Genomic DNA, 10,631 nt, shown 5'->3' with positions numbered 1-10,631 from the left:
GTTTTTCCTTGACCCTTAAACTCAAAAACCAGCATTTGACGTGGAAAACTTATGCATCAACATTGTAGCACATAAAAGTCGTCCTGGAAGGTGTTCCTGAGCATGTCGAAGGACGAGGCTTGAGACCCATTTTTTCGGTCACCTTCAGTGTGTCAGGTGTCCAAGTGCATGATGCGCGTCTGGTTGCGGCGATGAAATCAAATGGTCTGACTCACATTCTGACACTCAATTCAACTGATTTTGTTCGCTATGCAAGTGAGGGAATTGTTGCTGTTGATCCGACAACAATTTAGCTGATTCGGCAAGAAGCCCCACGTCCTCATGCTACGTCTGGCACAATCAGGATAAACCGATTCAACGAACCAAACGATAAACAAGTATGGCAGAACACAAACGGATTGGTATTCTCACCAGTGGTGGGGATTGTGCGGGGTTAAATGCGGTGATTCGAGCGGTGGTTCACCGAGCCGTGGGCACCTATAATTGGGAGGTTTGGGGCATTTATCGCGCCACCCAAGGCTTGATGCAGCGTCCCCCCCAAGCGACTCGCCTAGAACCCAAGCAAGTTGATGCGGCGCTAACTTTAGCAGGAACGATTCTGGGAACAACCAATAAAGGCAACCCGTTTGCCTTTCCCCAGTCTGATGGAACCGTGCGCGATCGCTCATCGGAAATTATTGAAGGGTATCATCAGTTAGGACTCGATGCCCTGATTGGAATTGGTGGTGATGGTAGTTTGGCGATTCTGCGTAAACTGGCGGAAGCTGGGGGGATAAATTTGGTGGGGATTCCCAAAACCATTGATAATGATGTGGGGATTACGGAGCGTTCCATCGGATTTGATACGGCGGTAAATATTGCCACCGAAGCCCTAGACCGTTTACAGTTTACCGCTGCGAGCCATGATCGGGTGATGATCCTGGAAGTCATGGGGCGCGATGCGGGTCATATTGCGATTAGTGCCGGAATTGCAGGCGGTGCTGATATTATTCTCATTCCGGAAATCCCTTATACTCTAGAACGAATCTGCCAGCAAATCCAACAGCGCAAACAACAGGGCAACAACTACAGTGTAGCGATAGTTTCCGAAGCGGTTCGCACAGAATCCGGGGAAGTGGTGCAGAATATGCTCAGTTTTGGTGAATGTCGCTATGGCGGGATTGGTCATTATTTGGCAGAACGAATTAGCGCATGCAGTGGTGCAGAAACACGAGTGACGGTGTTGGGACATACCCAGCGAGGTGGAACTCCCTCACCCTTAGATCGTCTCACCGCCTCGGCGTTTGGTGTCGCGGCAGTGGATTTAATTGCTGACAAAGACTACGATAAGATGGTCACCTGGCAAAATCGACAGGTTGTCAGCGTACCGATTTTAGACGCGATCGGTCAGTATAAAGCGGTGGATTCCCAAGGGACTCTGGTGAAAACCGCCAGAGGTTTAGGAATTTGTCTAGGAGATTAATGCACGTTAGAGTCCTGACGTTGTAGCGGCAAATACGGCACTAGAAAAGGGACACAAGGCAAAATCAGGCTTTATGTCCCTTGCTGCGTATAATTTTTTCTGGTTCAAAGAGGGTTAAATCGGGTTCGCTTTAGCGCTACCACGCATTATTTGCGGTATTGCGGCGAGATCCACCACGATTATTCTCCCGGGGTCTGGCTTTATTAACTTTGAGCTGCCGTCCCATCCACTCAGCACCGTCTAGTTGGGAAATAGCAGATTCTTCCTGAGCTTCGTCTGTCATCTCGACAAAAGCAAAACCTCGAACTCGACCTGTTTCCCGATCTGTGGGTAATACGACTCGCTTGACAGTGCCATAATCAGCAAATACTGTTTGTAAGTCGTCTTCGGTAGCTTGGTAAGACAGGTTTCCGATGTAAATGGTCATTTGAAATCGATAAGGCTGAACGAAAGGCTAAAGTTCAGAGCCACAGACGAAAACTCGAAAATGCAAATAGCTTAAAGTCTTGTCTGATAATCCGTGGTTAGTTTCCAGGGTGATCAACTAGGAATGTAGCTGCCCAACCAAAAATCTCACCAAAGGTAGAACTGAACTTACAGATATCGTTAATGATAACCTAGAAATGGTTTTATGTTCGGTTATCTAGCTTACATCCTGGACAGAACGCGATCGCGGCTTAACCCCTAAGTGGTACGATTGTGCATCGGAGCTCTAAGTAGGTTGGTGGAAATAAACTCAACCTTATGAAGTTATGTTAAAAAGCCTCAAACCCTTACGAATGACGAATGACGAATGACGAATGACGAATGACGAATGACGAATGACGAATGACGAATGACGAATGACGAATGACGATCCCCACCGTTAACTTTAATTGTCCCCACCTACTTATTCAATCGAGATAGATTGAGGTCCACTTGTCCTGCCATTGTCACTTCCTGTGGGAGTCGTCGTATAGCTGGTGGAACCCGTTTGCTGATCGAGCCAACTTTTAACGGGGTCATCTGAAAGATTAAGTCGAAACACTCCCGAACAAAATCCGCCTAAGAATCCTACAGGCTGTTGGAACAATTCTTTAACGATAGGGGTGAGTTCATCAAGAAACATTGGTGAAATTATCCTCCGGTCAATCAAAAGTTTACTTATGGGTGGAATGGACAAAACCCAACCCTCTATTTGCCAAAACTGACGTCCCTAATTTATGGGCAGAGTGGCATTACCATTATCTTACTCGCCAAAGCACCACAAAAAAGCGAGTAAGGCAACAATCAGGGTTAATGAGGTGAACGGTTTCAATGAATTTAAGATATCCACCGGAAACAAGACGAGAACCTCTGAAAATAGCCAACTCATCATCAGCAGCAGCGAAATCAAGATAATTAAAGGCACAGTACCTCCAGAGCCAAACGAGTGTGGCAGATGTCAAGGTGTCACCTCTTCAACACTATATAAGCGGGAAATCAGATAGAACAAGAGTAGACAGTCTGATCAACTGGTACTCAAGGGGGATAGGGAAAGACGTTAACAATCAGTGTTTCCAGGAGAGTTAAGCTATGTTACGGCAAAGGGGTTCTCAAGTATTAATCGCCATGGTGATAGCGCTAACGGCTACACCCGTTTTATCCCAGTCAGCCAATTTTGGCACGTTAACCTTATCACCCGGATTTTCTTCGGAGGAGGGAGCGGCGATAGGTACGACAGGGGGTTCATTTTCATTGCCGTCGCTAGTGAACCGCGATCGCGAAAATAATCCTTGTTTGGGTTACGCCGAAGAAACTCCCGATCACATCATAAACTTAGAAGCAGATTTTAATCAGCTCCAGATTGCCGTTGATAGTGGCGGTCAAGACACCACCGTATTGATTACTGGACCCAATGGCTTTGTCTTGTGCGGTGATGATACGGGCGCAAGCAAAGATGCTAGCGTAACCCGCTCAAACTTTGAGGCAGGAGAGTATCAAGTTTGGGTGGGAACCATCAATCCCAATCAAGCCTGGAACTATACCCTGACTGTGCGATAGTAGCCAAGAACGATAAGATAGTCAAGGAGTTGTTTACGTTTGTTTGTCTTAACTCGCTTGTGCTATCTACGTTTTTAGCTGACTTCCGCATCATCTTTGAGCGCGATCCCGCTGCTCGCAACTGGCTCGAGGTTTTATTATGCTACCCCGGTCTACAGGCACTCCTGTTTCACCGCCTCTGCCATTGGTTACATACTATCGGGATTCCATTCATCCCTCGTTTTATTTCTCAGTTTTCTCGCAGCTTGACGGGTATTGAAATCCATCCCGGCGCCCAAATTGGTCAAGGTGTCTTTATTGATCATGGTATGGGTGTTGTCATTGGTGAGACGGCAATTGTGGGCGATTACTGTCTTATTTATCAAGGCGTCACCCTAGGGGGTACAGGAAAAGAATGTGGCAAACGCCATCCCACCTTAGGAGAAAATGTTGTCGTTGGTGCCGGTGCCAAGGTTCTCGGCAACATTCAAATCGGCAACAATGTCCGCATTGGTGCAGGTTCAGTCGTTTTGCGAGATGTTCCGTCTGATTGTACGGTTGTTGGTATTCCAGGTCGCATCGTTTATCGTTCTGGAGTGCGCGTTAATCCCCTAGAACATGGTAGTTTGCCAGATTCCGAAGCCACTGTGATTCGATCATTAGTGGATCGGATTGAAATCCTGGAACAAAAGTTGGCAGAGTTAAGCGAAAAGCCGTCATCGACACCTGTGCAAAATTGGCGTGATTTGAATTCTGATCGGGTTGGGATGGTTCCGGCGGATAGCTGCCAACTTCGAGATAAAGCGATTCAGCAATTTTTGGATGGAGCTGGAATTTAAGAGTTTTACTGGAATTCACCTCCCGCTAACCAAGCGCGGGTATAATGGGAGTCCCCTTGCCGCATCCAAGATGGAGGATGGAGGAGGGAACCAGGATATTCTAATCCTTCATCCTTCATGCTGCATTAAGCTGATCTGCTTTTCAATTGGATATTCCATTCCCTGTTCCCTTTGATTAGTACATACGACTCAGGACGTAATCAGTTAGCTCGACTAAAGCTGTCGTAGCGGGTGAGGGTTTCAAGGGCGTCAGATTGTCTAAGGCGAGACGAGCATGGTAAGCCGCCAGTTCACGCGATCGCTCAATACCCCCACTCTCCATCACTAATGCCAAGGCTTGATTAATGTCATCCGGTTGGGCAAACTCTCGCTCAATCAAGACCTCTAGGTAGGGTTTTTCTTCCATAGCATATAAGACAGGGGCAGTTAGATTTCCGCTAATCAAATCAGAACCCGCTGGCTTGCCCAACACCTCTGTGGATGCGGTGAAATCGAGGATATCATCAACAATCTGGAAGGCTAAACCCAGATGATTTCCATAGCGATACAGATTTTCAGCTACCTCGGGACAGACGCCACTCAACAGTCCGGCTGACTTGGAACTGTTGGCAATCAGGGATGCTGTTTTCTTGTAGGTCTTTTCTAGATAGGTATCAATGGTGGTACTCGGTTCAAATCGCGTCAGTCCCTGCTGAATTTCTCCCTCCGCCATATCCTTTATCACTTGGGAGAGTAACTTGACCACCTCTAAGTTGTTGAGATTAGCCAGATACCAAGCCGATTGACCAAACAAAAAATCTCCAGCTAGTACAGCGACGCGGTTATTGAACATATTATTAACCGTGGGGACATTGCGACGGACTGATGATTCATCCACGACATCATCGTGAACGAGAGAAGCGGTATGAATCATTTCGGTAATTTCCGCTAGACGTCGATGACGGGGGGTAATATCCGAATCCAGCACCGTCGATCGCGCAATCAATAGGACAATGGCTGGTCTTACCCGCTTGCCCCCAGCCCCAAATAGGTGTTCTGCTGCGGCATAGAGGATGGGGTGACGGGCACCCACTAGGTTCTTTAAGTTCTCGGTCAGCAGATAGAGGTCTGCTTCAACGGGGGCAAAAAGGGAAGTCACTGAGGTCATGGATTGGGCGACTCAGAAATTAGGTTACGAAAGTTTACATATTCTTCCCTTAATTTTAAGCGAAGCGTCCCAAGTAGGGAAATCTGTTTGACCAATAACCTGACTGAGGGGACTCCCTGGAATTGTATCGACTTATTAAGTTGATAAGAAAATTCCTAGAAATTGCTGGAACTCTTATGTTAAGCTAAATATTAAGGATTTCAAAAGATTAATCGACCGATTGACTCCGAGATGGTAGGGACAACTAGCTTCCTTACCTTTAGGTTAAGGTGCCGTTAGGTAGGCAGAGATAGCCTCAAGGTTTTGGATGACGGCTTGGTAGTTTAACTAAGTGTCGTCCTCTATTTTACATAAACAGGAGCTTTCCGGTAGGAAACCTGTCAAGCTTCATCCAACTGAGTTGGGGAAAGGCTTGTACACATCACCTTCAGTAGTAGTGAAGCAACCGAAAAGCTGGGGAAGTCTTCCCCGGGGTTCATGGTGTCAGGGTTTATTGCTCCCTGGTCAGCTAGTACCGTTGCCTCAGCTTCTATGGAATCTTACATAATTTTGCTGTTCGTTCATACTATGATTTACACTGATATGCCTTTGATTATTCCTGTTCTGGCAACTGTTTATTTGGTCGCGATTTACTTGCTGTTAATGGTAGCTCAACGCACAAAAAAGAGTTCGCAATACTTAGCTAACTCTTTGACCGACATTTATGCTACTTCAGCGGGTCTGACACAAAACACTACATCTTCAAGGGATGAAGTAGAACAATCGCCAGCTTCAACGGTTCAAGAGGTGAGTAGTCCACCACTGACTTAAACATACCACTCTACTCTACAGGGGTCAGACCTGATAAGGGGGGAGATGTTGATATCCACCAGAGAACTGGTGAAAACGCTTGACTCTGGACGTTAGCGTTTAGCCCAGTCTCTCTAACCCCCCATTCAAATAATTCTTATTATTACTATTTATTAGCATCTCAGGGAACTTGTCGGAAGTTCTAGGTTGAAGGAACACCCTTGAAGAAATTCTCGACCAAGACTTGCGCTTAAGGTACGATGTCGTTTAATTTAGATTGTTTGCCGATAAGAACGCCTGTGGTTGCATGACTTCAGATTCTGACCAACTATTATTTATGTCAACGGTTGCCGAGAGCGACATGGCAATGGATTGCCAGTCTCAAGTCCGTCTGAAACAGACCGAGGAAGGGCTACAGCTTATATTACCCTCGGTAGAAACTATGTCCGATGCCAGTTGGGCTAATTTGTGGCAGCAGTTTAAGCATCGCTGTCATGGAAGCGATCGCTTTTGGCAAGTGCCGGGTACGGTACATCTGATGGCAGGTGACCAACTCTTGGATGGACTGAAGTTACAAGCGATCGCGGATGTATTGAACGACGTTGGGCTGCGAATCTCACGGGTGTACACCAGCCGACGCCAAACAGCCGTTGCTGCGGCGACAGCCGGGTATTGTGTCGAGCAACAATCGGCGACTTATTCTCTCCATCAAACCCCTGAACTCTCTCAGGAGTTAACTGAACCCCTATACTTACAAATGACCGTGCGATCGGGTGTAGAAATTAGGCATCCTGGTACTATTGTTATACTGGGAGACCTAAATCCAGGGGGTACAGTGATTGCAGCCGGAGACATCTTCATTTGGGGGCGTCTACGCGGGGTAGCTCATGCGGGAGCTGATGGCAATCGTTCCTGTCGGATTATGGCTCTGAAAATGGAACCCACCCAACTCCGAATTGCGGATGCTGTGGCTAGGGCACCGGAGACGCCACCGATTGAGTTTTATCCAGAAGTGGCGTATGTCACACCCCAAGGTATTCGTATTGCTAGAGCTGCTGATTTTGCTAAGACCCAGTTATTGTTAAATTCATGAGTCGTATTATAGTGATCACCTCTGGCAAAGGAGGGGTGGGGAAAACAACGGTTACGGCGAATTTAGGCGCGGCGATCGCGAAATTAGGTCGTCAGGTGGCACTTGTTGACGCCGATTTTGGATTGAGAAACTTAGATTTGCTCCTGGGGCTAGAAAATCGGGTGGTGTATACCGCCATTGAAGTATTCGCAGGGCAATGTCGCTTAGAACAAGCGTTGGTTAAAGACAAGCGCCAAGAGGGATTGGTACTGCTTCCGGCTGCCCAAAGCCGTAACAAAGAAGCGGTTAGCCCTGAGCAAATGAAAAAACTCATCGCTGTGCTATCTCAGAAGTATGAGTACATCTTGGTTGACTCTCCAGCCGGAATCGAAATGGGATTCCGTAACGCGATTATTGCGGCGTCGGAGGCGTTAATCGTGACGACGCCAGAAATTGCGGCGGTGCGAGATGCTGATCGCGTTGTGGGTTTACTGGAAGCTCAAGGCATAAAGCGCATCTTCCTGATTGTCAATCGTCTCAAACCCGCCATGGTGCAAGCTGACCAAATGATGTCTGTTCAAGATGTCCAAGAGATTCTGGCAATTCCCTTAATTGGCGTGATTCCTGATGATGAGCGCGTGATTGTTTCTAGCAATCGGGGTGAACCCTTAGCCCTGGCGGAAAATCTCACTCTCCCCGGTATTGCCATTCACAATATTGCTCGGCGTTTGGAAGGCGATAAAGTTCCCTTCCTCGATTTGATGGCAGAACATGACACCTTAATTAATCGTATCCGTCGCATGTTCCGCAGTTGAAGTATTGAAATTTTGAGTGTTGAGTTTTCAATTAACCCAACTCATCACTCCTCACTCCTCACTCACCACGGATGCAAAACCCCATGATTAGCGAACTTCTAGAACGACTTTTTCCCTGGACAAGTGCCAGTAACAGTCGAGCGGAAGTCAAACGCCGCCTACAGCTGGTTATTGCCCACGATCGCGCCGATCTCAGTCCCCAGATGATTGAGTCAATGCGTTCCGAAATCCTAGAAGTAGTGTCTCGTTATGTGGAGATTGATCAAGAGGGTTTGGAGTTTACCCTAGAAAGTAACCAACGGGCAACAGCGTTAATTGCCAATCTTCCTATCCGCAGAGTTAAGGAAGAAGACCCTCCCTTACCGTCGGTTGACTAAAGAAAATCCCTTTTTGCCCTGGTGACTGGAAGTCACGCCTATACAAACAAAGTCCGCAAGGCAAGGACTGAATTATGAAGGGGATAGTAAGTCCAGGTTTGGTATAACTCACATTTTGCACCAGTCTCAATACATCGATTTTAGGTAGGGTGGGTAAGAGTTATAAACATTGCAACCCTTATATTATCGTTCGTTGCTCTTGCCCACCACACGGTAACTTGGGATTTATTACCAGTGCGGCAATATCTCAGCACAATCAAATTTTTCCTATTCTTAGATAAATTATTCTGGGCAATAAGATGAGCCACTTACCAAGTTTTGCGATGAAGAAGTCTAGGTACAACCTCAGTAGCGAATAGGGTAAGCAGACTATAGCGCCAATAAGTAACCCATCCTTGATTTCGCCAGTCCCCTAACACCCATCTCGAACCGATGAAAAGGGTTAATACTAAGATTAGACCGATTCCGCCCAAAAGCAATCGCCCTTTCCACGTTGAAGGGGATGTAAACTTAGGTTGAGTGAGGAAAAACCCAGTAATGACCCCCAAAGAACGCGCTAAAGGTTCCCATACACTGGCTATAAAAAACGTCACGATGACAACTGTAACCTGAACGATAAACCTCGGTTTTACCGGAATAGACCAGATTGTACCTATCCCCGCAAAAAGAATACCTACCATCAATCCAGCGACTACATCGAGAGGAAAGTGAACCCCTAAGTAGAGGCGTGATATGGCAATTAAGGGAAGAATTATGAGACTCCACACCCATAGCCAGAGACGGCGGTGGTGTAAAGATAGGTAAATCCAAAAGGTGGCTGAACCTTGGACATGTCCGCTGGGAAACGATGCATTTTCACTCGTCGCGATCGCGTCAGCCGAGGCGATATCCGGATTTAACTCGAAGGGACGAGGCATATCAAGTAGTTCTTTGAGGATTGTATTACACCCATAACTAATCCCCAAGAATAGTCCTAACTGACGACCTGTCCACGGATCAATTAACCAGTAATAGAGGGTGAGGAAGGCGATGTAGGCATACTCTGAACCGAGATTGGTAATCGCAAAGACTAAAGGCTGCAAGCGCTGTCCTAGCAGTTCCTGAATCCATTCAATAGTTGTCATCACGCCTTAAAATTTGGTAGAATTATCATAACGCTGGTAACTCATTACATTAATACTATCAAGAACAGAAGGTTTTGAGGCTTTTGCACAACATTAGAGACACTCTACATCAAAATATTTTGAGGATTTAGAAGCAACAAAATTAGGTGATTAGTTTTTATCTAAACAATTGAATAACCCATCTATTATTTTTTTCAAAATATAGCATTTTGGGGCTTAATCCCAGACGTTACTTGATGAATCCATCCCACATATTCAGTTCGCACCTGTTTAAAAAAAGCCGCTATCATCCAATCTTCGACACTATGAGCAGCATAGTCCTTGGAATAAGGTTCTCGAAAGAGTTCTATCAACCAGTGAGCATAACGAAGTTTTCGTTGATTTCCATCTAGAATAATCAATTGTCCTCCAGGTTCTAGCAAGCGAAAGCATTCTTGCACAATTAACTGAGAAATCTGAGGTGGCGTTTCGTGCAATACCATGGAGACTGTGACTAAATCAAACGAAGTATCATCAAAAGCCGCAGTTTCAGCTAAACCATGCTGCCATTTTATATCTAACCCTGCTTGCTGTGCTTTGTAATCTGCCACAATCAGCATATACGGAGACAAATCCAATCCGATAACAACGGCTTCCGGAAACGCCTGCTTTAACATCAACGTTGTTGAACCTGTACCGCAACCCAGATCAAGAATTCGACTGGGTGGCTTTTCAATAGTCGTTATTAACTGTTCGCGAATCCGAGTTTCATTGGGTGGGGACGCATAAGCTGTCACAGTATCATAGGTGATAGCCGCTATAGGATTCAGATAGCCGCTTTCAATACCATGAAAGTCGGGCTGGCTATAATAGTCGGGATAAATGAGATTAGTTTGTCGGAAACGTTCACTCTGCTTTTGCCAATCAATGGTTTCATAGAACTGGAGTTGATCCTGACCAATCAGGACGCTTATGATTGGCTTTAACAAAAGCTCTCCTATGTTATTACGGATAGACATGGTAATC

At 46.2% G+C, this 10,631-nt stretch carries 13 protein-coding genes; 7 read left to right on the top strand and 6 right to left on the bottom strand.

Annotation, left to right across the window (positions count from 1 at the left end; all coding sequences use genetic code 11):
* Positions 1–119: 119 nt before the first annotated feature.
* Positions 120–293 carry a hypothetical protein gene (locus tag RIG27_RS05660; protein WP_446343228.1) on the top strand — a complete coding sequence of 58 codons (174 nt, stop codon included), beginning with the start codon at positions 120–122 and terminating at the stop codon, positions 291–293.
* Between the two features lie 86 nt (positions 294–379).
* Positions 380–1,462, top strand: a complete 1,083-nt coding sequence (locus tag RIG27_RS05655) for an ATP-dependent 6-phosphofructokinase (protein ID WP_446343226.1) — start codon at positions 380–382, stop codon at positions 1,460–1,462.
* A 136-nt stretch (positions 1,463–1,598) separates the two neighbouring features.
* Here RIG27_RS05655 and RIG27_RS05650 read toward each other — a convergent pair whose 3' ends face one another.
* The 3 genes from RIG27_RS05650 to RIG27_RS05640 all read right to left on the bottom strand — a co-directional run bounded on the left by RIG27_RS05650 (position 1,599) and on the right by RIG27_RS05640 (position 2,852).
* Entirely contained in the window at positions 1,599–1,889 is a 291-nt protein-coding gene (locus tag RIG27_RS05650) for an RNA recognition motif domain-containing protein (protein WP_446343224.1), read from the bottom strand.
* A gap of 462 nt (positions 1,890–2,351) precedes the next feature.
* The gene (locus RIG27_RS05645; RefSeq protein WP_006103018.1) at positions 2,352–2,570 is read right to left on the bottom strand and encodes a hypothetical protein; all 219 of its coding nucleotides are present in this window, start codon (positions 2,568–2,570) and stop codon (positions 2,352–2,354) included.
* A gap of 120 nt (positions 2,571–2,690) precedes the next feature.
* On the bottom strand, positions 2,691–2,852 hold the full coding sequence (locus tag RIG27_RS05640; protein WP_006102969.1) for a hypothetical protein: 162 nt from the start codon (positions 2,850–2,852) through the stop codon (positions 2,691–2,693).
* 164 nt (positions 2,853–3,016) lie between these two features.
* Here RIG27_RS05640 and RIG27_RS05635 point away from each other — a divergent pair, with 164 nt between their 5' ends.
* On the top strand, positions 3,017–3,484 hold the full coding sequence (locus RIG27_RS05635; RefSeq protein WP_446343221.1) for a hypothetical protein: 468 nt from the start codon (positions 3,017–3,019) through the stop codon (positions 3,482–3,484).
* A 59-nt stretch (positions 3,485–3,543) separates the two neighbouring features.
* Positions 3,544–4,302, top strand: coding sequence for a serine O-acetyltransferase (gene cysE, locus RIG27_RS05630; protein ID WP_446343219.1), 759 nt, complete (start codon positions 3,544–3,546; stop codon positions 4,300–4,302).
* A gap of 175 nt (positions 4,303–4,477) precedes the next feature.
* Here cysE and sds read toward each other — a convergent pair whose 3' ends face one another.
* Positions 4,478–5,449, bottom strand: a complete 972-nt coding sequence (sds, locus tag RIG27_RS05625; protein WP_446339872.1) for a solanesyl diphosphate synthase — start codon at positions 5,447–5,449, stop codon at positions 4,478–4,480.
* A gap of 1,096 nt (positions 5,450–6,545) precedes the next feature.
* Here sds and minC point away from each other — a divergent pair.
* The 3 genes from minC to minE all read left to right on the top strand — a co-directional run bounded on the left by minC (position 6,546) and on the right by minE (position 8,502).
* A complete protein-coding gene (minC, locus tag RIG27_RS05620; protein WP_446339868.1) occupies positions 6,546–7,331 on the top strand; it encodes a septum site-determining protein MinC in 786 nt (261 codons plus the stop codon).
* Positions 7,328–8,125 (top strand): septum site-determining protein MinD, encoded by a 798-nt coding sequence (gene minD / locus RIG27_RS05615; protein ID WP_044208809.1) that lies wholly within the window; start codon positions 7,328–7,330, stop codon positions 8,123–8,125. Before minC ends, minD begins: the two co-directional genes overlap by 4 nt.
* Before the next feature lie 83 nt (positions 8,126–8,208).
* Positions 8,209–8,502, top strand: coding sequence for a cell division topological specificity factor MinE (gene minE, locus RIG27_RS05610; protein ID WP_446343216.1), 294 nt, complete (start codon positions 8,209–8,211; stop codon positions 8,500–8,502).
* Positions 8,503–8,810: 308 nt separating this feature from the next.
* Here the strand turns inward: minE and RIG27_RS05605 are convergent, their stop codons facing one another.
* On the bottom strand, positions 8,811–9,626 hold the full coding sequence (locus tag RIG27_RS05605; protein WP_446343214.1) for a phosphatase PAP2 family protein: 816 nt from the start codon (positions 9,624–9,626) through the stop codon (positions 8,811–8,813).
* 194 nt (positions 9,627–9,820) lie between these two features.
* Complete coding sequence (locus RIG27_RS05600) at positions 9,821–10,624, bottom strand: class I SAM-dependent methyltransferase (protein ID WP_446343212.1); 804 nt, start codon at positions 10,622–10,624, stop codon at positions 9,821–9,823.
* Positions 10,625–10,631: the final 7 nt, after the last annotated feature.

Origin of the sequence: Coleofasciculus sp. F4-SAH-05 (assembly GCF_040222985.1) — a bacterium.
Taxonomy (GTDB): Bacteria; Cyanobacteriota; Cyanobacteriia; order Cyanobacteriales; family Coleofasciculaceae; genus Coleofasciculus; species Coleofasciculus chthonoplastes.
This window is presented reverse-complemented; position numbering and strand designations above follow the sequence as displayed.

What these genes read in the sequence shown, in the direction of transcription:
- RIG27_RS05600 (WP_446343212.1), bottom strand. Translation starts at nt 10,624, where the DNA reads ATGTCTATCCGTAATAACATAGGAGAGCTTTTGTTAAAGCCAATCATA.
- RIG27_RS05655 (WP_446343226.1), top strand. Translation starts at nt 380, where the DNA reads ATGGCAGAACACAAACGGATTGGTATTCTCACCAGTGGTGGGGATTGT.
- minD (WP_044208809.1), top strand. Translation starts at nt 7,328, where the DNA reads ATGAGTCGTATTATAGTGATCACCTCTGGCAAAGGAGGGGTGGGGAAA.
- sds (WP_446339872.1), bottom strand. Translation starts at nt 5,449, where the DNA reads ATGACCTCAGTGACTTCCCTTTTTGCCCCCGTTGAAGCAGACCTCTAT.
- RIG27_RS05650 (WP_446343224.1), bottom strand. Translation starts at nt 1,889, where the DNA reads ATGACCATTTACATCGGAAACCTGTCTTACCAAGCTACCGAAGACGAC.
- minC (WP_446339868.1), top strand. Translation starts at nt 6,546, where the DNA reads ATGACTTCAGATTCTGACCAACTATTATTTATGTCAACGGTTGCCGAG.
- minE (WP_446343216.1), top strand. Translation starts at nt 8,209, where the DNA reads ATGATTAGCGAACTTCTAGAACGACTTTTTCCCTGGACAAGTGCCAGT.
- RIG27_RS05645 (WP_006103018.1), bottom strand. Translation starts at nt 2,570, where the DNA reads ATGTTTCTTGATGAACTCACCCCTATCGTTAAAGAATTGTTCCAACAG.
- RIG27_RS05605 (WP_446343214.1), bottom strand. Translation starts at nt 9,626, where the DNA reads ATGACAACTATTGAATGGATTCAGGAACTGCTAGGACAGCGCTTGCAG.
- RIG27_RS05635 (WP_446343221.1), top strand. Translation starts at nt 3,017, where the DNA reads ATGTTACGGCAAAGGGGTTCTCAAGTATTAATCGCCATGGTGATAGCG.